Genomic DNA, 20,623 nt, shown 5'->3' with positions numbered 1-20,623 from the left:
TTACGGAGCCTTTTTTGATGGAAATCGGAAAAATCTTATTCTTCTTCCAGATCACCGCAGAAACGGTAACCTTCACCGTGGATAGTGGCAATGATTTCCGGAGTATCAGCAATAGACTCGAAGTGCTTACGGATACGACGGATAGTCACGTCAACTGTACGGTCATGTGGCTTCAGCTCACGGCCGGTCATTTTCTTCAGCAGTTCAGCACGGGTCTGGATCTTGCCTGGGTTTTCACAGAAGTGAAGCAGGGCACGGAACTCAGAACGAGGCAGTTTGAACTGTTCACCGTTAGGGCTGATCAGAGAACGGCTGTTGATCTCAAGAGACCAACCATTGAACTCGTAACGCTCTACCAGACGCTTGTCTTCAGTAGGTAGGCCCTGGTTCATTGCACGGGTTAGCAGGTTGCGAGCACGGATAGTCAGTTCACGTGGGTTGAATGGCTTGGTGATGTAGTCGTCAGCACCAATCTCAAGACCCAGGATCTTGTCAACTTCGTTGTCACGGCCTGTCAGGAACATTAGCGCCATGTCGCCTTGCTCGCGAAGTTCGCGTGCCAGCAACAGGCCATTTTTACCTGGTAGGTTGATATCCATGATCACAAGGTGAACTGGGTGTTCTGAAAGCATCTGGTGCATTTCGGCACCGTCGTTAGCTTCAAATACAGTGTAACCCTCTGCTTCAAAGATGCTTTTCAAGGTGTTACGTGTTACGTGCTCGTCTTCTACAATTAGAATGTGAGGGGTTTGCATTGGCAGTACCTAAATTTCTAAAAACGGAATCTGGTCAAAAACAGAATAGTTAAATTCTATAAAAAAAATTCACATACAGGCAAAGTCTTGGACATAATACATTTTGTCCTTTTTAAACACGGCCTGTTTGGTACGCCATCCTTTTATTCAGCAAGACGATGTGTCATAGCATTTGCTGAAAGTGCCCTAAAAAATAGAGGCATTGGCTACAATCTCCGTGGGATGGCGACGATTGTATGCACTTAACAGCACGCTAACAATATTACGGCTTTGTTTCGTGACTGCTTTTTGGAGCTTTATTGATTTATATCAAACAGGCTGAAGTCTATTACGAATCTTCACTTTGTTTAACATTAGCTACAAAAAAATTCGTCGCGCTGAAGGTAAATCCGAAAATGTGTGAAAACATCTCGCTTTGGTGTAGCTATCAGACTATTTCATTCAAGGTAAAGCAACACTCCATTTACCCTTGCTTTGCAATTCTAACAGCATTTAATCCTAGAAGCATTGTTCTTAATGAACCGAGTAACATTTTGCGCAATGAAATATTGAGATCCCAGTTGGAAAAATTGACAAAAGACATTCAGCCAGTGATTTGCCATGACCTTCAAGGTTGTTGGCTGGAAAATAGTTTTCTTACCGCTATTTCTCTGGAACAAGCCTGTGGACTGGCTCGTCAATGGCAACAGAATGCAATTTATTGGGGGGAATATGGAAAGCTCTATTTGGTTCCGGTGTTAATGGAAGGTGTCACGAGAATGAAATTGGGGGAAATCAAAGACTTTTTCTACACTGAGTAGAGACCCGCTACTTGCCATTTAGACAAAGGAGCTTGTGATGTTAGATTTATTACCCGACCTGTGCGATCACTATGGACCGGATGTTCGCTGGTTGCCGCTGGCTGCGAATGATTACGGCGGCAGGATCATTTTTTATGGTGAGGTAGTGACCTTACGGTGCTTTGAAGATAACAGCCTGGTTCGGGATATTGTATCCGAGGACGGTACCGGTAAAGTTTTGGTGATAGACGGCCATGGTTCTTGTCGCTTAGCGCTGCTCGGCGATCAGCTGGCAATGCTTGCCCACAATAATAATTGGGAAGGTATTGTCATTAATGGGGCTGCGCGGGATATCGGTACTTTGGCAACGATTGATATCGGGGTTAAGGCTCTGGCGGCCTGTCCGTTTAAAACAGAAAAAAGGCAAACCGGCGATAGGAATGTAACGCTGACGGTTGCCCATACCCTGGTATATCCCGGTGATATGGTATATGCCGACCGTAATGGAATTTTGCTCAGCAAGAAGCCGCTTGACCTGTCTGTGGTTGGTGAAGGGTGATGTGAGCCAACGAATATAAATGGCTTCTTGTATAAATGGCTTCTTGCCGTTTATATTCGTCGCCCCCTAAAAGTAAAAGCCTAAAAGCGAAAACCGATGCCAAGTTGATAGATTTGTTCCAGAGCTTCGTAGTCAACGGTGGCATGTAGGTTCACTCGCTCCGTGACGTCATATTGGCTTGATACTTCGACACCCACTATGGTTTCCCGCTCTATCGTTTCCGAGGTCACGGCACTTTTCAGGCTGATTTTTGGGGAAAGGTTATATTTAACACCAGATAATAGTCCGCGGCTCGCAGCCTGGGACTCATTGCCGGTTTTGAATCGGGTACTTAGGTAGAGTTCGGTTTTGTCTGTTAGCGAGTATGCATAGCCACTATCAATCTGCCAGACATCGAATTGTTCGGCACTTTTTGATTGGGATGATATAAACCAGCCGGACGAAGAGGTATCGTTTCCGCCCAGGTCGAATAGCCCTTTTTCTGCTGCTGTTGTTGGTAACGCCACTACCAGCAGGGCAATTGTGATCAGCAACTTCCTCATTGCGCCACCTTCCCTGTTGCTTTTATGTTTATAGGTTTTTTATCTTTGGCTGATCAAAATCAGCATTATCAATAATAGGACACAATTCTGATTATTGATACGCGCGATGCCATTGAATGAGATATACAACAAAATATTCAGCGTCAATGCCCTGTTATATTTGTCGATAGGCTACTTTCGGAGTCGATGTTTGTTTTGGTAAGGGTATACATCTTCATACACCCCATTAGTAATATTTTGCTGTAGCTGCTTCCAGTAGCTGGCCTCAAATAAATCACTGTGAAGCTCGTTGAACAGTTTTCTTACGGTAGGGTTGATCAGCAGGAATGTTCTGAATTCTTCAGGGAATACATCGTTGATCCCGACGCTGTACCAGGGCTCTGCAGCCATTTCGTCTTCCGGGTAACGAGGTGGTGGAATTTTGCGAAAGTTCATTTCGGTCATGTAGCTGATTTCATCGTAGTCATAGAATACGACGCGTTTGTGTCGGGTGACGCCGAAGTTTTTAAACAGCATATCACCGGGGAAAATATTGGCAGCCGCCAACTGTTTGATGGCTTTGCCGTATTCGTCAACGGCATGGCGTAGATCTTCGTCCTCGGCCTGCTCGATATAGATATTAAACGGAATCATCCTCCGTTCAGTATAGAGGTGCTTAATGATGATTTGATCGTCGTTAACCTTGATTACGGAGGGGGCAACTTCAAGTAGTTCATCGAGCAATTCGTCACTGAAGCGGTGACGGTCAAAGCTGAAGTTCTGGTATTCCTGAGTATCAGCCATGCGACCGACCCGGTCATGCTCTTTAACCAGTTTGTACTTCTCCCTTACGGTGGCGTGGCTGATGTCTTTTTGCGGTGCAAACTTATCTTTGATGATTTTGAACACGAAATCATAGGATGGAAGGGTAAACACGGACATCACCATCCCTTTGATCCCCGGCGCGGAAATAAACTGATCATCGGAGCTTTCAATATGACGCAGGAATTCACGGTATAGCTCTGTTTTACCGTGCTTCTGGCAACCGATAGCAGTATAGAGTTCAGCATTGGTCTTGTTAGGCATCAACTCACCTAAAAAGCGCACTAGAGCTGCAGGTGCGGGTGCATAGACCATAAAGTAGGAGCGTGCGAAGCCAAATACAACGCTGATGTCGTCGACATTACACAAGCAGGCATCAATATAGAGCTGTTTGTTACTGTTGTTGAGAACAGGCAGCACCATCGGTGCGCTGCGGTTGTCTTTGAGTCTGATACGGCCAATCAGGTAGGCTGCCTTGTTGCGGTAGAAGGGTTCACGGATCATTTCGATTGTGGGTGTATTACCAAGGGATGAGCCCAACTCGTTACTGAGCCGTTGGACAAGAAGGTCAATGTCCCGGTTTTTATCTTCCCAATTTAATGTAAAAGGGGTGTCGTCCAGTACTCGTTCCAGTAAGCTTTTTAGCCCGGCACCGGTGTTATAGGTGCGGGTAAGTGAGGTGGGATAGGTCGGGATTCGGCCTTCCTGCGAACTGTGGACAAACAGTTTGTCGCGATTAATGTTGCGGTGCTCAAAGATTCGGCAGTAGACCGAATTGAAAAAGCTTTCTGCGATGTCGTATCGCGGATAGTCCAGGAGGAGGTCGATATAGGCCGATTTGACGGCCATCAGAAATTCCCGGTTAGCAAAACGCTCTCCCAGCATGATTTGGATCTGGCTGGTAACTAAACCGACATGGTGATCGTAAAAGTTGATTCGCTTTTTGAGAGCCAAGTGAACGGCGGTCCAGTCTTTATTTTCAAAGCGTTCCTGGGCACCGGCTGTGACATCCAAAAAACGTCCGTACATGGCATCAAAGCCTTGCAAGATTGTATGGGCTACGAGCTGTTCCATTGCTGCTGTCATTCGGGATCCCTCCGAACACTAAGGATAGATATTTTTCACCGTCCCACGTCTTAGAATGGCGACTGGTTAATTATTCACCGCTCTAGTTACTATGCATTGCTATGGGCTGTTGTGCAATCTATTGCTTCTTTTTATGCTTTTTAGGTATGTGGGGCGGCGAAATTACCGCCATGTTGCTAGCACCTTACCCGGAAAAGATAAAAAACTTTGTTGACTCCTCTGCAGTATTCAGGTAAACGTTAATTAATACAAAATATTGGCAACATTTAAGACAACTATGTTTAAAGCGATCAGCATTACCACCACCATTACTATTATCGGCACTATGCGTGTTGGGGTGGGCTGATACGCATAAGATTTGAGAAAAAGCCCGCACTCAAAACGTGCGGGCTTTTTTTTAACCATTTTTTGAATGAACGAACTGACACCAGTGTAAAAGATGCAGCTAGGCTGTTAGTCAACGAATAAAGGAAGCCGGGAGTAGGGGATGCGAGTATTAAAGTTTGGTGGTTCATCATTAGCTGACGCGGAGCGTTTTTCACGGGCTGCGGATATCATTGCTAATAACGCCCAGCAGGGGGATGTGTCTGTCGTGTTATCGGCACCGGGCAAAGTGACCAATAAATTGGTATCGGTGATTGAAAGCACGGTAAAAACCGGTGATGCAGAGTTGCAGATTGCTGACTTGGAAGCGGTATTCAATGAATTGTTTGCGGGCCTTGAGGCGCTGGAACCAAAGTTTGACAAGGCATTGCTTGATGCCAAGCTTGTCAGCTCGCTGGGTCAGTTGCGCCAGTATGTTCATGGGATGAAGTTGCTGGGGCTATGCCCGGATAATGTTTATGCCAAAGTGATCAGCAAAGGCGAGCGGCTGTCTATCGTGGCGATGAAAGCGATGCTGGAAGCGAAGGGACAACCTGCCAACCTGATTGATCCTGTCGAGCACTTACTGGCACATGGCGATTACCTTGAAGCGCATGTCGATATTGAAGTTTCAACCCAGAACTTTAAGGAAAACCCGTTGCCGGAAGGGCACGTCAATATTATGCCGGGGTTTACCGCCGGAAATGTGAAGGGGGAACTGGTAACTCTGGGGCGAAATGGCTCTGATTATTCCGCTGCGGTACTGGCTGCCTGCCTGCGTGCGGAGTGCTGTGAAATCTGGACGGATGTTGACGGTGTCTACAGTTGCGATCCTCGCCTGGTTCCGGATGCCCGCCTGCTCCAGTCTCTGAGCTACCAGGAGGCGATGGAGCTCTCTTACTTTGGTGCATCAGTCTTGCACCCTAAAACTATCGCTCCGATAGCCCAGTTCCATATTCCTTGTCTGATAAAAAATAGCTTTAACCCGCAGGGGGCTGGCACTCTGATTGGCCTTGATACTGGCGAAGACAAGCTGGCCGTCAAAGGGATTACCACCCTGAAAGATCTCACAATGGTTAATGTTTCCGGTCCGGGGATGAAAGGCATGGTCGGTATGGCTGCGCGGGTTTTTGGCGCGATGTCTGCTGCCGGTGTTTCGATTGTGCTGATCACTCAGTCATCATCGGAATACAGCATCAGTTTCTGTATTGAAAGTGAGGATAAAGCGGTAGCCCAGCAGGCATTGCAGAATAACTTTGAGCTGGAGATGAAAGAAGGCTTACTTGAGCCAGTCGAGTTCATGGATGACTTGTCTATTGTGACCTTGGTCGGAGACGGAATGCGTACTTCTCGCGGGGTGGCATCACGCTTCTTTACGTCGCTGGCAGAGATTGATGCGAATGTGGTCGCGATTGCCCAGGGCTCGTCTGAACGTGCTATATCTGCGGTGATCCCGGAAGAAAAAGTAGCTGAGGCTGTTAAGGCTTGTCATGAAAATCTGTTTAACAGTAAGCACTCGCTTGATGTGTTTGTGATTGGTGTCGGCGGTGTTGGTGGTGAGCTGGTGGATCAGATTGGTCGCCAGCAGGAAAAGCTGTCTGATAGCGGTATTGTGATCCGGGTATGTGGCCTGGCGAACAGTAAGGGGCTACTGTTGGATAGTAATGGGCTGCCGCTTGATAACTGGCGTGATCAGATGGGACAGGCTAGTGAGCCTCTTAGTTTGGCTCGAATGATCCAGCTGGTGAAGCGTAATCATATTATCAACCCGGTGATTGTTGATTGTACTTCCGATCAGGGTATTGCTGAGCAGTATGCCGACTACCTGGCGGCAGGTTTTCATGTTATTACTCCGAATAAAAAGGCCAATACGGCGAGCATGGCGTATTACCACCAGCTTCGTCAGGCTGCCCGTTCAACGCGCCGCAAGTTTATGTACGAAACCACTGTTGGAGCCGGCCTGCCTGTTATCGAAAACTTACAGAACCTGATGGCTGCCGGTGATGAGCTGGAACGATTCTCTGGCATCCTGTCTGGTTCGCTTTCTTATATCTTCGGTAAGCTGGATGAAGGTATGAGCTTCAGTGAGGCGACAACGGTGGCTAGGAACAATGGCTTTACTGAGCCGGATCCGCGTGACGATCTGTCCGGTACCGATGTGGCGCGCAAGGTACTGATCCTGGCCCGTGAAGCGGGAATGCCGCTGGAGCTGGATGATGTGGTTGTCGAGCAGGCGCTGCCGCCGGGCTTTGACAGCAACGGCTCGGTCGATGAGTTCATGGCGAGCCTGCCGGAGGCCGATGCCTACTTTGGTCAGCTTTATGAAGATGCAGCCAAGGAAGGAAAAGTATTACGTTATGTTGCCGAGATCAACAACGGTCAGTGTGCGGTGAAGATTGCCGCAGTGGACCAGGATGATCCTATGTTCAAAATCAAGGACGGTGAAAATGCCCTGGCATTCTACAGCCGTTATTACCAACCAATCCCTCTGGTGCTGCGTGGTTACGGGGCTGGTACTGAGGTGACTGCCGCAGGTGTGTTTGCGGATTTGATGCGCACATTAGGCTGGAAGCTAGGAGTATAAAGATGAGTGTTGTGGTTTATGCGCCAGCATCGATTGGCAATGTCAGTGTCGGGTTTGATGTACTGGGTGCTGCAGTGTCCCCGATTGATGGTACTTTGCTGGGGGATAGGGTAAAGGTTGAAGCAGGTGAGCAGCCATTTTCATTGTCTTGCGTGGGGCATTTTGTCGACAAGTTGCCGCAGGTGGCGGAGGAGAACATTGTCTTTCGTTGCTGGCAGGTATTCGGGCGCGAGCTGGACAAGAAAGAGTTTCCGCTTAAGCCGGTTGCCATGACGCTCGAAAAAAATATGCCGATTGGCTCCGGGCTGGGCTCCAGTGCCTGCTCAATTGTGGCTGCACTTGATGCCTTGAACCGTTTCCATGATATGCCGTTGGATGAAATGGAATTGCTGGCGCTGATGGGCGAAATGGAAGCGGAAATCTCCGGTAGCCTGCATTATGACAATGTGGCTCCGTGTTATTTGGGCGGCCTTCAGTTTATGGTCGAAGAGCTGGGAATTATCAGCCAGTCTGTACCTTGCTTTGATGACTGGTATTGGGTGATGGCTTATCCGGGGATTAAGGTGCCTACGGCTGAGGCGCGTGCAATTCTGCCTTGCCAGTATCGCCGGCAGGATGTGATTGCTCATGGTCGTTATCTGGGGGGCTTTATTCATGCCTGCTACTCACAGCAACCGGAGTTGGCAGCTAAAATGATCAAAGACGTGGTGGCTGAGCCTTATCGTGAAAGACTGCTATCGGGTTTTGCTGATGCACGCCAGTACGCGCTGGAAGCCGGTGCGCTTGTCAGTGGTATCTCAGGATCGGGTCCGACCATGTTCAGTGTCTGCAATGATATAGAAGTGGCTAAGCGGATTGCGCGTTGGCTCGAAGAACATTATGTTCAGAATGAAGAAGGATTCGTCCACGTTTGCCGTCTGGACGGACAGGGATCGAAAGTAACAGGAAGCGAGCTATAACAATGAAGTTGTATAACCTAAAAGAACATCAGGAGCAGGTTTCGTTTGGCCAGGCAGTTCGCCAGGGCCTTGGACGTAACCAGGGACTTTTTTTTCCGTCAGAGTTACCGGAGCTGGGAGATGTTGATGCTCTGCTGGAGATGGATTTTGTGAGCCGAAGCAGCAAAATTCTCTCGGCATTTATCGGTGAGGAACTTGCGGCTGACGCAGTCGAGCAGATGGTGAAGAATGCGTTTCAGTTCCCGGCACCGGTTGCCAAAGTCAAAGACGGTGTTTATGCCCTCGAACTGTTCCACGGGCCGACGCTGGCTTTCAAAGATTTCGGTGGCCGTTTCATGGCCCAGTCACTGGCAGCAGTCAGTGACGGTGACGGCAAGATCACTATCCTCACAGCCACATCCGGTGATACCGGTGCCGCGGTTGCCCATGCTTTCCATGGGATGGACAACATCAAAGTGGTGATCCTGTATCCGAAAGGCAAGATCAGCCCGTTGCAGGAAAAATTGTTCTGCACGCTCGGCGGCAATATCAGCACCGTGGCGGTTCACGGGACGTTTGATGACTGCCAGGCATTGGTCAAGCAGGCTTTTGATGATGCTCAGCTGCGTGAAGATGTCGGCCTGAATTCGGCAAACTCAATCAACATCAGCCGTCTGATGGCACAAATTTGTTATTACTTTGAAGCGGTTGCTCAGTTGTCGAAAGCGGAGCGTGAGAATCTGGTAGTGGCGGTGCCGAGCGGTAACTTCGGTAACCTGACAGCTGGTTTGCTGGCGAAGTCGCTGGGTCTGCCGGTGAAACGCTTCATCGCAGCAACTAATGTTAACGATACTGTACCTCGCTACTTGCAAAGTGGTGAGTGGGAGCCGAAACCGACTATCCCGACGATTTCCAATGCGATGGATGTGAGTCAGCCAAACAACTGGCCGCGAATTGAAGAGCTGTGCAAGCTTAAAGGCTGGGGACTTGGCGAACTGGGCTATGGTGCAGTTACGGATGAACAGTCTGCGGAAACTTTGCGCGAGATGGATGCTGAGGGGTATTTGTGCGAGCCACATGGGGCTGTTGCCTACCGTATTCTGAATGAACAGCTTGAAGCGGGCGAAACGGGCATGTTCCTCTGTACCGCCCACCCGGCGAAGTTTAAGGAAGTGGTTGATGAAATTCTGGAAAAAGATATCGACCTTCCAGGACCGCTGGCGAAGCATAATGCGATGGAGCTTTTGTCTCTTGAGCGTGACAATGACTTTGAGCAGTTAAAAGCGGTTCTTTATAGCGTACAGGACTAATCTTTAGGTCCAGCTCTTAGTGATTAAAAAGAAAAACGGTAGCCTCTTGGCTACCGTTTTTTATGCCTGATGAAAAATTAGTATTAGCTTTCTTGCTGTGGCTCAGCAACAGGTTCTGCATTTTGCTTGGCGAACTTGTTTACCCACAGAGAAATGGCACCGTCACCGGTAATGTTACAAGCTGTACCGAAGCTGTCCTGGGCAAGGTACAGGGCAATCATCAGTGCCAGTTCGGATTCGCCAAAGCCCAGCATGGAGGCCATCAGTCCCAGAGCGGCCATAACAGCACCGCCCGGCGCACCCGGTGCGGCAATCATGGTGACACCCAGCATCATAATAAATGGCAGCATGTCCACTAATGATGGGATCGCAATGTGCTGACTCAAGGCCATCACGGCAGTGGAGCAAGTGACCAGCGTGATGGTAGAACCTGATAGGTGGATAGTTGCGCATAGTGGAATGGTAAAGTTGGCGATTGACTCATCCACACCATTTTCTTTGGTTTGCTTCAGGGTGACAGGAATGGTGGCGGCTGAAGACATGGTACCCACGGCGGTGAAATAGGCCGGTAGCATGTTTTTGAGCAGCTTCATTGGTGACTGTCCGGTTGCCAGCCCTGTGATTGTGTACTGAATGGTGAGCCATGCCCAGTGCATAGTAATGGCCAGCGCCAGTACGACACCAAAGGTTTTCAGGGTAGAGAAGACGGTTCCTTCCGCTGACATCTCAGCGAAAACACCGGCAATGTAGAATGGCAATAGTGGGATGATCACTTTAGATAGCAGCAGGTCAATGACACTTCGGCCTTCGTTCACGACTTTTTTAAGTTGCGTACTGTTGGTAATGCTGATCCCGAGGCCGAACAGGAAGGCGGTGGCTAGTGCGGTCATCACCCCAAATAGCGGCGGAATTTCAAGTTTGATGTAGCTGGAGAGTTTTTCCGCGGCATCGGCGCTGGCAGCTGTAGGTTCTGGCAGGCCGGCTATGACGAAGCTAGCGACGATAAACGCCAGGCTACCGGCAATGATGGTTGAACCATAAGAAAGGGCGACGGTTTTGCCCAGCAGTGAACCTGAGTTTTTGGGAAGGCTGGCAATACCACTGGTGATGTAGAACAGAATAATCAAGGGAATGGTGAAGCCAATGAGCTGGCCACCAAGGAGTTTCACAGTAAGTAGCAATCGAATTATTGCATCAGGTGCAAAAAATCCGAGGAGGATACCGGCTAAGATACCGGCGACTAACTTTAGGATTAACTTCATTGAGCAGACTCCAGAGACGTGTGTTTGAATGACTCCTTTAAATCGAAATTGTCTGCCATTATTTTGATAAAAAGTGGCAGGCAATGCTGATAATCTACGCTGTATATAAAATTTACGCCTAAAAATTAATCAGAAGTGAGAAGTATCTATCAGTATGGTTTTTGAGCAAAGGTTGCGTGCGATATATACAAAGTGGGTAAGTTGTGCGGGATTGCTGGACAGTTTAGGAGCGAGCTTAAGGTGGTTTTTAGCTTGAAAAGAAAACGGTAGCCAGAGATTGGCTACCGTTTGGATTTGAAAGTAGGCCGATTAGCTTTCTGGCTGTAACTCAGCTACCGGAGTTTCACTTTTCTTGGCAAATTTGTTGACCAGTAGTGAGATCGCACCATCACCGGTAATATTACATGCAGTGCCGAAGCTGTCTTGCGCCATATACAGCGCAATCATCAGCGCAAGTTCGGACTCACCAAAGCCCAGCATGGAGGCCATCAAACCAAGAGCCGCCATTACGCCGCCACCTGGTGCACCCGGTGCAGCAATCATAGTGACGCCCAGCATCATGATGAATGGCAGCATATCGGCTAGCGATGGGATTGCTGCGTGTTGGGTCAGCGCAATAACTGCTGTAGAGCAGGTCACCAGCGTGATAGTCGAACCAGACAGGTGGATAGTCGCGCAAAGTGGAATTGTGAAGTTGGCAATTGACTCATCCACTCCACTGTTTTTAGTCTGGCGCAGAGTAACCGGAATTGTCGCTGCAGATGACATAGTACCAACGGCAGTGAAGTAGGCCGGTAGCATGTTCTTGATCAGCTTCATTGGTGATTGGCCGGTTGCCAGGCCTGTTATCGTGTATTGGATTGTGATCCATACCCAGTGCATGGTGATCGCCAGTGCCATAACGATACCAAAGGTCTTCAATGTCGAGAAGACGGTTCCTTCTGCGGCCATTTCAGCGAAGATACCGGCAATGTAGAACGGCAGCATTGGAATGATCACTTTCGACAACAGTAGGTCGATAACTCCACGGCCTTCATCAGCAACGGCTTTTAGCTGCTTGCTGTTGGTAACGCTGATCCCCATACCAAACAGGAAAGCGGTGGCCAGTGCAGTCATTACGCCGAATAGAGGCGGGATTTCCAGGGTGATATAGCTGGTCAGTTTCTCTGCTGTTTCAGTTGCCGTGGCAGCAGGCTCGGGCAGGCCGGCAATCACAAAGCTGGCAACGATGAACGCCAGGCTACCTGCAACGACGGTTGAGCCGTAAGAAAGGGCAACCGTTTTTCCCAGTAGTGCACCGGAATCTTTTGACAGACTGGCGATACCACTGGTGATGTAGAACAGAATAATTAATGGGATGGTAAAGCCAATCAGTTGGCCACCGAGAAGTTTCACGGTCAACAGTAGTCGAATTATTGCGTCAGGGGCAAAAAATCCGAGCAGGATACCGGCCATGATGCCGGCAACGAGTTTTAGGATTAACTTCATTGAGTTTGTTTCCTGAAGATGTGTGTTTGTAATGGCTCCATCAATTGCTATCACCTGTCGATAATTGGGGGAGTCCCCCAGACAGGCAATGCTGCTAATCTGTGTTTTTTTATAAACCTCTGACTATCTATATAAGAGGGTCCGGGCTATTTTTCAGCAGAGATTGATTGCAATCTAAACAACAGCGGAGAATAGTGTTTTGTAACGCGGAGTTACAAAAAAAAACGGCATCAGAGATGCCGTTTTCGAAGCTATTTTACTATATATCAATAAGCGATTACAGGCTGTTTGTAAAAGTACGAGCGATTACGTCGCGCTGCTGATCTGTTGTCAGAGAGTTGAAGCGTACAGCGTAGCCTGATACACGGATCGTTAGCTGTGGGTACTTCTCTGGGTGCTTAGCTGCATCTTCCAGTGTTTCACGCTTCAGTACGTTAACGTTAAGGTGCTGACCACCTTCGATTTTTGCCGGTGCTTCAATAGCAACTTCACGGCTCTCGTATTCGCCCAGATCCGCTGCAGGGATAACCTGATCAGCTTCAAAGCCTGCCGCAGCCGCTACACAACGTGCTTCGTTTGTTTCGCTATCTAGCAGCCAGATAGAATTCAGTAGATCAGTGTTTGTTGCTTTAGTGATTTGAATACCTGTGATCATGACTTACTTCTCCGAAGAATGTAGTTAATTTTTGAATTTTTGTATTGAGCTGACTGTATTATATACTCGGCTGGCGAGGAAATGGTATTGATATAGATCAAATAACAACAAAAAACCTCAAGACACCTAAGGTTGTTTTTTTGAGCTATATCAATTAACACTTATATTTACTGGGATTTAATGTATATTTTATTTATTCAAAAAAAGTTGAATTGATCAGATGTAGTAAAATTACAACTTTTTTACCGGTGTCACCTCGTGAGTTACCGTGATAATGTGGCCTGTATCTGATCATTTTGTAGTGGCTAACGTTTGAAAATAACGCTTGAGTAGAAGGTATTGAAATGAAGCTTATTGGAGCCCACGTTTCCGCAGCAGGTGGTGTGCACAATGCCCCAGTGAATGCGGCTGGGATTGGTGCAAATGCGTTTGCCCTGTTTACGAAAAACCAGCGCCAATGGGTGGCTAAGCCACTGGAAGAGGATGTCATAACCGCGTTTAAGGCTCGCTGTCAGCAATACGGCTTTTCACCTGAGGCTATTTTGCCCCATGATTCTTACCTGATTAACCTTGGTGCGCCGGAAACGGAAAAGCTGGAGAAGTCGCGTAATGCGTTTATTGATGAGATGCATCGCTGTCATCAGCTTGGTTTGACGTTACTGAACTTCCATCCGGGTAGTCATCTGAAAAAGATTTCAGAACGAGAGTGCCTGGCATTGATCGCTGAATCAATTAACCAGGCTCATCAGGCTGTACCCGGTGTTGTGGCTGTCATTGAAAATACGGCTGGTCAGGGGAGTAATCTTGGCTGGCGCTTTGAGCATCTGGCTGAAATTATAGAGCAGGTTGAGGATAAGGTACGAGTCGGAGTCTGTATTGATACCTGTCATACTTTCGCGGCCGGCTATGATTTGCGTGGCGAGGCGGCAACGGATGCGACATTTGCAGAGTTCGATCAGGTTGTGGGGATGAATTATTTGCGAGGCATGCATTTGAATGATTCCAAGGGCGGGCTGGGCAGTCGGATCGACCGCCACCATAGCCTGGGAGAAGGAGCTATCGGCTGGGATTGCTTCCGTTATTTAATGCAGGATAGCCGTTTCGACAATATTCCTTTGGTATTAGAAACCATTAACTCGGATATCTGGCAGCAGGAAATCGAGCAATTGCGCTCGTTCGTAGCCTGACACTGGTGCAATTGAGCGTTTCTTTTTTATGGCATCAATTTTTCATAGCTTATAGTGTTCTTCATTCTCTGCCTGTCTTCGGGCTGTTCGCAAGGAGCTTATTATGAACCAGGATATGATGACGCTATGTAATGGTTTTGCTTTTAGTATGCGTTACCCTCAAGCCAACCGCCCTATTCAGGGGAGAGGACATTGGCGAACGCCTGTTCAGCGCTTACCTCACCCTGAACAGCATTAGTTAGTGGTGTGCAGCTTATCCCTATAAGTATGACTTGCTCCTGTCTTTTGGGCCTCGTTTCCTAATTGCATGAATCGGTAATAGAATAAGCGGCTAAATTGAGTATCAGGAGCAAGTCATGAGTGAAGCGATGACCTGGCAGCAGCTTATTAGCCAGGAGCAAGAGCAACCTTATTTTCAACACATAGAGCAATTCGTTGCTGCTGAACGTGCCGCCGGAAAAGCGATCTATCCGCCTGAAGGCGATGTGTTTAATGCTTTTGATACGACCCCGTTTCAAGATGTAAAAGTGGTGATTTTAGGCCAAGATCCTTATCACGGCCCCGATCAGGCACATGGCCTGAGTTTTTCTGTGCGCCCCGGTGTGAAAACGCCGCCTTCCCTGGTCAATATGTATAAAGAGCTTGCCGATGATATTCCGGGATTTGAAATTCCTAACCATGGCTATTTGCAGCATTGGGCAGAGCAAGGTGTGCTGTTGCTAAATACTGTGCTGACTGTTGAGCAGGGCAAGGCGCACTCCCATGCCAAGATTGGATGGGAAACCTTTACCGATCGGATTATTGAAGCATTGAACTTGCGCCGTGAAGGGGTGATCTTTTTGTTATGGGGAGCCCATGCCCAGAAGAAAGGTAAGAAGATCAACAGTGATAAACACCATATTCTTAAGTCGGCCCATCCATCACCGCTTTCAGCCTACCGCGGATTCTTCGGTTGCAAACATTTTTCTCAGGTGAATACCCTGCTTAAGCAGATGGATAAACCAACTATAGATTGGAAGTTGGACGATTGTATCCAATTTGCGTAATTGTGATGGTTTTGTAACTGTTTTGAGCGGTAAACAATCAGGATCAAGGCGAGTTTCCCCGAGTCGGATTACACTCAAAATAAGGTTTAAGGAAGAATAAGTTGGGAGCGAGGCTATGATGTTGGAGAGTATTCATACCGAACATGGCTATATCAATCGGCTACTCAAAGTATTGCAACAAAAGCTGGATGCTATTCGTAATGGTCGGCCTGTTAATTATAGGTTGATCAAAGATATCGTTGATTATCTGCAAAAATATGCCGAGTGTTGCCATCACCCCAAGGAAGATCTGCTGTATCACTATTATCAGTCGCATTATGCGACGAGTCGTGAAATGCAAAACCTGGAAGCTGAGCATGAGGAGTTAGCTAAACTGACCCAGGAGTTTTCTGAAGCAGTGGATATGATCCTGATGGATGCCGTGATCCCGCTGGATGTGTTTGCGGATAAGCTGAATGTTTTCGTTACTCGGCAAAAGGCGCATCTTGAGTTTGAAGAAAAGCACATTCTTCCTTTGATCCGGAATACTTTTACCGCTCAAGACTGGGTCGCGATATCTGCTGAATATGAGCAGACTGAGAGTGATCCTTTATTTGGTGACAAAATTGATGAGCGTTATCGTAATCTGGCTGAACGCCTGAAAGCATAATTGGATTTGATGAAGTAAAAAGGCCGGCAATAATGCCGGCTTTTTTGTTGATGGGCGAACAAATTTGCTGTCAAAAGGTTAGAAGTCAATATCGTCGTCGTAGTCACGGAACATATCAATGTCTTCTAATTCTTTACGAAGTCTTTGCTTGTCCTTAAGCGCCTCAATCTCACGCCATTTACGTTTAACGGGTTTGCTTCGAGTACTCCGACGTGGCGTATCATTTGCAAGAATGTCATCGAATGCATAACTGTCCATAAAGCACCTCTTTCTTACACTTCGGTACTAGTTAAATATCATATCGGCAATAAAAATAAAATTGATGTGTTTCGCATTTGTTGCTTTTTTATGAATATTTGACGTGTGTGAACTCACAATTTATTGAGCCTTGTTCAAATAATCGACGTTATTCGCCTTGGTTTAATGGGACTAAAGGGGGGAATCTTAACGGCAAACAATAGAAATCACTCAGTGCGGACAAATCGCTTTGGGTGGCTGGTAGTTACGGTATCGTTTTGCTGGCTGCTAATTTGGGGCTGAGGGAGATGTTCAGGGTAGATTTCAGTAGTTGGCTGTCCGATTGTGTTGTTTTTATTGGATGGAATTGTTAATTATTTACATTTGCCTACTGTTTTTTCTGATTTATGTTGGTGTGGAATGTATCTGTGTATGCGCGGCGTGCATATTGATTTTTGTCGCATATCTTTGCATGATCATCTGCCATCTGCAGTTACACAACACATATCAACTGCTTTCAGGTACGGCAAAATCACTCGGAATAAGAGGGTTTTGTGCCTGTCATTTACCATATAAAAAAGAACGACTAAGGTTGTTTATAAGCAACCCAATTTACTACTTCGGTTATATTCGGTACCGGTGAATATGGTACTGGGTAGGGCCGTGTTTTGATGATTTTACAGGGGGAGACGTGTCAAGCCAGATTAATTTTTTGAACGATCTGTTGTGGGGCTCTGTGCTCATTTATCTCCTAATTGGGGTAGGTGTTTTCTTTACTTATCGCTTGGGGTTTATTCAGTTTAGACATTTCGGCCACATGTTCAGTGTTATGAAGAACAGCCGGAAGTCAGACAAGGCAGGTATTTCGTCATTCCAGGCTTTGTGTACAAGTCTGGCCGCTCGGGTGGGTACCGGTAATATGGCCGGTGTGGCAGTTGCCTTGACCTTGGGTGGTCCGGGTGCAATCTTTTGGATGTGGCTGATTGCGATGCTAGGCATGGCAACGGCATTTGCCGAAAGTGCGCTGGCTCAGTTATATAAAACTCGAGACGATGACGGTAACTACCGTGGTGGCCCTGCTTACTATATGGAAAAAGGGTTGGGCATGCGCTGGATGGGCGTGGTGTTCTCAATCTTTCTGATCATTGCATTCGGCTTGGTTTTCAACTCGGTACAAGCGAACTCTATTACCCAGGCGATGAACGTAGCCTTTGGCTGGAACCCGACTTATGTTGGTGTTGCGCTGGTGGTTATGGCCGGTGTGATTATCTTTGGTGGCTTGCGTGCGATTGCACGTACTGCAGAGATCCTGGTTCCGGCAATGGCGCTGTGCTACCTGGTACTGGCACTGTTTATTATGTTTGCCAATATCGAGAAGCTACCGGATGTGCTGATGATGATTATCCGCAGTGCGTTTGGTCTTGAGGAAGCCGCATCAGGTGCTTTGGGTTATACCATTGCACAGGGCATGATCAACGGTTTGAAACGCGGCCTGTTCTCAAACGAAGCAGGTATGGGTTCTGCGCCTAATGCGGCTGCATCGGCGACACCTTATCCGCCGCACCCGGCTTCTCAGGGTTATGTGCAGATGCTTGGCGTATTTATGGATACGATTGTGATCTGTTCGGCTACTGTAGCCATTATCCTGATGTCGGGCGAGTATGTGCCGCACGGTGAGATTACGGGTATCGAGCTGACCCAGCGAGCTCTGAGCTCACAGGTTGGTGGTTGGGGCTCAGTGTTTATTGCCGTGGCTATTTTCTTCTTTGCCTTTACTTCATTGGTAGCGAACTACTCTTACGCTGAGACAAACCTGATCTTCCTTGAGCATAACCACAAGGCAGGCCTGGCTGTATTCCGTGTGGTGGTGCTGGGTATGGTGATGTTTGGTGCCGTAGCGGATTTGCCGACTGTCTGGGCGATGGCTGATGTTTCGATGGGGATGATGGCTATTATTAACCTGATTGCTATTGTGCTGCTGTCCGGGACGGTAGTGAAGCTGGCCAAAGACTATAACAAGCAGCTGGCTCAGGGCAAAGTACCGACGTTCGACAGTAATGATTACCCAGAGTTGCATGCCCAGCTTGAAGAGGGCATTTGGGATCAATCGGTAAACAAGAAATAGGTTTTGCCTATCGGATAAATAACGAAAGCCACGCGACAATCGCGTGGTTTTTTTTTGCATCGGTGTTACCCTTTTGAACAGTTAGCCTTAATAGGAATAAAACCTTATGTTGATTGTGGTTTCTCCTGCAAAAACACTTGATTACGATTCACCTCTGGCCACTAAAAACTATACTTTGCCGGAGCTGACGGATCACTCTGCCGAGCTTATTGAAGTCTGTCGTGAACTGACACCGGTCGACATTGCCAGCCTGATGAAGGTCAGTGACAAGATTGCCGGGCTGAATGCCGCACGCTTTGCCGAGTGGCAGCCGGAGTTCACTATGGATAATGCCCGCCAGGCTATTCTGGCATTCAAAGGGGATGTCTATACCGGACTGGACGCCGAGACGATGAGTGAGGAAGGCTTTACCTACGCTCAGTCACACTTGCGAATGCTATCGGGACTTTATGGGTTGCTCCGACCGCTGGATTTGATGCAGCCGTATCGTCTGGAAATGGGCACCAGGCTGGCTAATTCGCGCGGTACTAACCTCTACCAATTCTGGGGGGATATCATTACCGACAAGCTAAATCAGGCACTGACGGAGCAGGGTGACAACACTCTGGTGAACCTGGCTTCGAATGAGTACTTCAAGGCGGTGAAACAGAAGACGCTGGATGCACAGGTGATCACCCCGGTGTTTAAAGATTGCAAGAACGGCAATTACAAGGTGATTAGCTTTTACGCTAAGAAAGCTCGCGGAATGATGGCGCGTTATATTCTGGATAATCAGATTGATTCAGTTGAAGCCCTGAAGCAGTTTAATGTTGCCGGTTACTACTTTGCTGCTGAGGAGTCGACAGAGAAAGAGTTGGTTTTCAAGCGGGAAGAACAGTGATCCTAAACGGCTGTTAGGCACGAATACAAAACGGGCTGGTATTAACCAGCCCGTTTTTTTTATGCATCTCAGTAAATTAATCAGTATTAGTTCTTAGCTTTTTTCTTTTTAGCTGCTGATTTTTTCTTACTGTCTTTTTTCTTTTTCTTCTTCACTGTTACCGGCTTCTTATGCTGTGGGCGCATGCCTTCAATGAAGCGTTCTGGCACATCTTCTTTCATGTAGCGGCTTACACGCTCCATCATCGTCTGATCATGGGCTTCAACCAGTGAAATCGCGGTGCCTTTCTTACCGGCACGGGCGGTACGGCCAATGCGGTGCAGGTAGATATCGGCAGTACGAGGCATGTCGAAGTTGATGACATGGCTGACATCTGGCAGGTCGATACCACGCGCTGCTACATCGGTTGCGATTAGGACATTAACCGTACCATCGCGGAAACGGGCAATGGCATTGTTACGGGCAACCTGTGCCATTTCACCCTGGATCCAGCAGCATGGGATCTGCATTGTCGCCAGCTGATCGCGCAGGGTTGCCAGGCGCTCGCGGGTTTTAACAAACAAGATTGTACGTTCAGCCTGAGTTTTCAGGATGTTTTCCAGTAATGCCAGCTTGTGTTCCATATGGTCACAGCGGTGGTAGTACTGGTGGATCTTCTTGCGCTCACGACGTGGCGGTTCTGCATTGACTTCTTCTGGTTCGGTCAGGATGGTGCGTGAGAACTCGCGTACTCCTTTGCCTTCCAGGGTGGCAGAGAACAGCAGGCTCTGGCGGCGCCAGCGGCATTCTTTGTTGATGCGCTCGACGACTTTGGCAAAGCCCATGTCTAGCATGCGGTCGGCTTCGTCCAGGATCAGGCACTCGATAGCACGGCAGTCGAAACGTTCAGATTCGATGTACTCCATCAGACGGCCTGGAGTCGCGACGACGATATCCTGGGTTTTACCCAGCAGCTCGGCGTGCTCGTCATAGGAGATCCCGCCGGTAATGGTGAAGATTTTCTGGTTGGTAAACTTCGCCAGTGCACGCGCTTGATCGGCAACCTGGATCGCCAGTTCACGAGTAGGGGTCAGTACCAGTACTCGGGCTGGCCCAGGTTTTTTGCGCGGGAAATCCTGCAGGTGCTGAAGCATCGGCAGAAGAAATGCGGCAGTTTTTCCGGTACCGGTCGGAGCGGAAGCCAGAACATCTCTACCGTCCAGGGCATGAGGGATAGCCTGCGCCTGAACAACTGTCGGGCGCTCATAGCCGATTTCTTCAATCGCTTGGAGTAGCTCGCTATCTAACTCTAATTCGGAAAAGTCTCTCACCAGTCATTTCTCCTCGGGAATTAAGACTTACGCCCGCCACTGCGCTTATGTTGGCAATGGCGAGAGG

19 protein-coding genes and 1 other annotated feature are annotated in these 20,623 nt (G+C 48.1%); of the genes, 11 read left to right on the top strand and 8 right to left on the bottom strand.

Annotation, left to right across the window (positions count from 1 at the left end):
- Positions 1 to 35: 35 nt before the first annotated feature.
- Positions 36 to 755 (bottom strand): two-component system response regulator ArcA, encoded by a 720-nt coding sequence (gene arcA, locus Q0852_RS14120; RefSeq protein ID WP_299018969.1) that lies wholly within the window; start codon positions 753 to 755, stop codon positions 36 to 38.
- Between the two features lie 299 nt (positions 756 to 1,054).
- On the opposite strand from arcA, the gene Q0852_RS14115 reads away from it, so the two are divergent.
- Both Q0852_RS14115 and Q0852_RS14110 read left to right on the top strand, forming a co-directional pair.
- Complete coding sequence (locus Q0852_RS14115) at positions 1,055 to 1,555, top strand: DUF3293 domain-containing protein (RefSeq protein WP_299018967.1); 501 nt, start codon at positions 1,055 to 1,057, stop codon at positions 1,553 to 1,555.
- A gap of 37 nt (positions 1,556 to 1,592) precedes the next feature.
- Positions 1,593 to 2,093, top strand: coding sequence for a putative 4-hydroxy-4-methyl-2-oxoglutarate aldolase (locus tag Q0852_RS14110; protein ID WP_299018965.1), 501 nt, complete (start codon positions 1,593 to 1,595; stop codon positions 2,091 to 2,093).
- A gap of 80 nt (positions 2,094 to 2,173) precedes the next feature.
- On the opposite strand, the gene Q0852_RS14105 is transcribed toward Q0852_RS14110, so the two are convergent.
- Positions 2,174 to 2,635 carry a hypothetical protein gene (locus Q0852_RS14105; protein WP_299018964.1) on the bottom strand — a complete coding sequence of 154 codons (462 nt, stop codon included), beginning with the start codon at positions 2,633 to 2,635 and terminating at the stop codon, positions 2,174 to 2,176.
- Positions 2,636 to 2,806: 171 nt separating this feature from the next.
- Positions 2,807 to 4,522, bottom strand: a complete 1,716-nt coding sequence (aceK, locus tag Q0852_RS14100; protein WP_299018962.1) for a bifunctional isocitrate dehydrogenase kinase/phosphatase — start codon at positions 4,520 to 4,522, stop codon at positions 2,807 to 2,809.
- 287 nt (positions 4,523 to 4,809) lie between these two features.
- Positions 4,810 to 4,922, top strand: a sequence feature (Thr leader region).
- 87 nt (positions 4,923 to 5,009) lie between these two features.
- Between aceK and thrA the strand changes: the two genes are divergently transcribed.
- From thrA to thrC, 3 genes are read left to right on the top strand one after another with little or no spacing between them, the layout of a single operon-like run.
- The gene (gene thrA, locus Q0852_RS14095) at positions 5,010 to 7,469 is read left to right on the top strand and encodes a bifunctional aspartate kinase/homoserine dehydrogenase I (RefSeq protein ID WP_299018960.1); all 2,460 of its coding nucleotides are present in this window, start codon (positions 5,010 to 5,012) and stop codon (positions 7,467 to 7,469) included.
- Positions 7,470 to 7,471: 2 nt separating this feature from the next.
- The gene (gene thrB, locus Q0852_RS14090; RefSeq protein ID WP_299018958.1) at positions 7,472 to 8,428 is read left to right on the top strand and encodes a homoserine kinase; all 957 of its coding nucleotides are present in this window, start codon (positions 7,472 to 7,474) and stop codon (positions 8,426 to 8,428) included.
- 2 nt (positions 8,429 to 8,430) lie between these two features.
- The gene (gene thrC, locus Q0852_RS14085) at positions 8,431 to 9,717 is read left to right on the top strand and encodes a threonine synthase (protein WP_299018956.1); all 1,287 of its coding nucleotides are present in this window, start codon (positions 8,431 to 8,433) and stop codon (positions 9,715 to 9,717) included.
- 83 nt (positions 9,718 to 9,800) lie between these two features.
- Here the strand turns inward: thrC and Q0852_RS14080 are convergent, their stop codons facing one another.
- From Q0852_RS14080 to grcA, 3 genes are all read right to left on the bottom strand, one after another.
- Positions 9,801 to 10,979: a dicarboxylate/amino acid:cation symporter gene (locus tag Q0852_RS14080; protein ID WP_299018955.1), complete on the bottom strand. Its 1,179-nt coding sequence runs from the start codon at positions 10,977 to 10,979 to the stop codon at positions 9,801 to 9,803.
- Between the two features lie 309 nt (positions 10,980 to 11,288).
- Positions 11,289 to 12,467, bottom strand: coding sequence for a dicarboxylate/amino acid:cation symporter (locus Q0852_RS14075; protein WP_299018953.1), 1,179 nt, complete (start codon positions 12,465 to 12,467; stop codon positions 11,289 to 11,291).
- A 277-nt stretch (positions 12,468 to 12,744) separates the two neighbouring features.
- Entirely contained in the window at positions 12,745 to 13,122 is a 378-nt protein-coding gene (gene grcA / locus Q0852_RS14070; RefSeq protein ID WP_299018951.1) for an autonomous glycyl radical cofactor GrcA, read from the bottom strand.
- A gap of 344 nt (positions 13,123 to 13,466) precedes the next feature.
- Between grcA and nfo the strand changes: the two genes are divergently transcribed.
- The 4 genes from nfo (at position 13,467) to Q0852_RS14050 (ending at position 16,004) form a co-directional block, all read left to right on the top strand.
- Complete coding sequence (gene nfo / locus Q0852_RS14065; RefSeq protein ID WP_299018949.1) at positions 13,467 to 14,309, top strand: deoxyribonuclease IV; 843 nt, start codon at positions 13,467 to 13,469, stop codon at positions 14,307 to 14,309.
- Positions 14,310 to 14,412: 103 nt separating this feature from the next.
- Positions 14,413 to 14,547: a hypothetical protein gene (locus Q0852_RS14060; protein WP_299018947.1), complete on the top strand. Its 135-nt coding sequence runs from the start codon at positions 14,413 to 14,415 to the stop codon at positions 14,545 to 14,547.
- Positions 14,548 to 14,665: 118 nt separating this feature from the next.
- On the top strand, positions 14,666 to 15,355 hold the full coding sequence (ung, locus tag Q0852_RS14055) for a uracil-DNA glycosylase (RefSeq protein ID WP_299018945.1): 690 nt from the start codon (positions 14,666 to 14,668) through the stop codon (positions 15,353 to 15,355).
- Between the two features lie 115 nt (positions 15,356 to 15,470).
- Complete coding sequence (locus tag Q0852_RS14050) at positions 15,471 to 16,004, top strand: hemerythrin domain-containing protein (RefSeq protein WP_299018944.1); 534 nt, start codon at positions 15,471 to 15,473, stop codon at positions 16,002 to 16,004.
- A gap of 78 nt (positions 16,005 to 16,082) precedes the next feature.
- On the opposite strand, the gene Q0852_RS14045 is transcribed toward Q0852_RS14050, so the two are convergent.
- Entirely contained in the window at positions 16,083 to 16,262 is a 180-nt protein-coding gene (locus tag Q0852_RS14045) for a DUF3545 family protein (RefSeq protein WP_299018942.1), read from the bottom strand.
- A 670-nt stretch (positions 16,263 to 16,932) separates the two neighbouring features.
- On the opposite strand from Q0852_RS14045, the gene Q0852_RS14040 reads away from it, so the two are divergent.
- Both Q0852_RS14040 and yaaA read left to right on the top strand, forming a co-directional pair.
- Positions 16,933 to 18,366: a sodium:alanine symporter family protein gene (locus Q0852_RS14040; protein WP_299018940.1), complete on the top strand. Its 1,434-nt coding sequence runs from the start codon at positions 16,933 to 16,935 to the stop codon at positions 18,364 to 18,366.
- 106 nt (positions 18,367 to 18,472) lie between these two features.
- A complete protein-coding gene (gene yaaA / locus Q0852_RS14035) occupies positions 18,473 to 19,246 on the top strand; it encodes a peroxide stress protein YaaA (RefSeq protein ID WP_299018938.1) in 774 nt (257 codons plus the stop codon).
- A gap of 86 nt (positions 19,247 to 19,332) precedes the next feature.
- On the opposite strand, the gene srmB is transcribed toward yaaA, so the two are convergent.
- Positions 19,333 to 20,559 carry an ATP-dependent RNA helicase SrmB gene (gene srmB, locus Q0852_RS14030; protein ID WP_299019034.1) on the bottom strand — a complete coding sequence of 409 codons (1,227 nt, stop codon included), beginning with the start codon at positions 20,557 to 20,559 and terminating at the stop codon, positions 19,333 to 19,335.
- Between the last annotated feature and the right edge of the window lie 64 nt (positions 20,560 to 20,623).

Source organism: uncultured Photobacterium sp. (assembly GCF_947502415.1).
In the GTDB taxonomy this organism is placed as follows: Bacteria; Pseudomonadota; Gammaproteobacteria; order Enterobacterales; family Vibrionaceae; genus Photobacterium.
Note: the sequence above shows the minus strand (reverse complement) of the source record. Positions and strands in the feature narration are given on the sequence as shown.

Coding starts and splice junctions, on each gene's coding strand:
- aceK (WP_299018962.1), bottom strand. CDS start 4,522: ATGACAGCAGCAATGGAACAGCTCGTAGCCCATACAATCTTGCAAGGC.
- nfo (WP_299018949.1), top strand. CDS start 13,467: ATGAAGCTTATTGGAGCCCACGTTTCCGCAGCAGGTGGTGTGCACAAT.
- ung (WP_299018945.1), top strand. CDS start 14,666: ATGAGTGAAGCGATGACCTGGCAGCAGCTTATTAGCCAGGAGCAAGAG.
- thrA (WP_299018960.1), top strand. CDS start 5,010: ATGCGAGTATTAAAGTTTGGTGGTTCATCATTAGCTGACGCGGAGCGT.
- thrC (WP_299018956.1), top strand. CDS start 8,431: ATGAAGTTGTATAACCTAAAAGAACATCAGGAGCAGGTTTCGTTTGGC.
- arcA (WP_299018969.1), bottom strand. CDS start 755: ATGCAAACCCCTCACATTCTAATTGTAGAAGACGAGCACGTAACACGT.
- Q0852_RS14110 (WP_299018965.1), top strand. CDS start 1,593: ATGTTAGATTTATTACCCGACCTGTGCGATCACTATGGACCGGATGTT.
- Q0852_RS14105 (WP_299018964.1), bottom strand. CDS start 2,635: ATGAGGAAGTTGCTGATCACAATTGCCCTGCTGGTAGTGGCGTTACCA.
- grcA (WP_299018951.1), bottom strand. CDS start 13,122: ATGATCACAGGTATTCAAATCACTAAAGCAACAAACACTGATCTACTG.
- Q0852_RS14050 (WP_299018944.1), top strand. CDS start 15,471: ATGATGTTGGAGAGTATTCATACCGAACATGGCTATATCAATCGGCTA.
- Q0852_RS14080 (WP_299018955.1), bottom strand. CDS start 10,979: ATGAAGTTAATCCTAAAGTTAGTCGCCGGTATCTTAGCCGGTATCCTC.
- Q0852_RS14060 (WP_299018947.1), top strand. CDS start 14,413: ATGAACCAGGATATGATGACGCTATGTAATGGTTTTGCTTTTAGTATG.
- Q0852_RS14045 (WP_299018942.1), bottom strand. CDS start 16,262: ATGGACAGTTATGCATTCGATGACATTCTTGCAAATGATACGCCACGT.
- yaaA (WP_299018938.1), top strand. CDS start 18,473: ATGTTGATTGTGGTTTCTCCTGCAAAAACACTTGATTACGATTCACCT.
- Q0852_RS14075 (WP_299018953.1), bottom strand. CDS start 12,467: ATGAAGTTAATCCTAAAACTCGTTGCCGGCATCATGGCCGGTATCCTG.
- thrB (WP_299018958.1), top strand. CDS start 7,472: ATGAGTGTTGTGGTTTATGCGCCAGCATCGATTGGCAATGTCAGTGTC.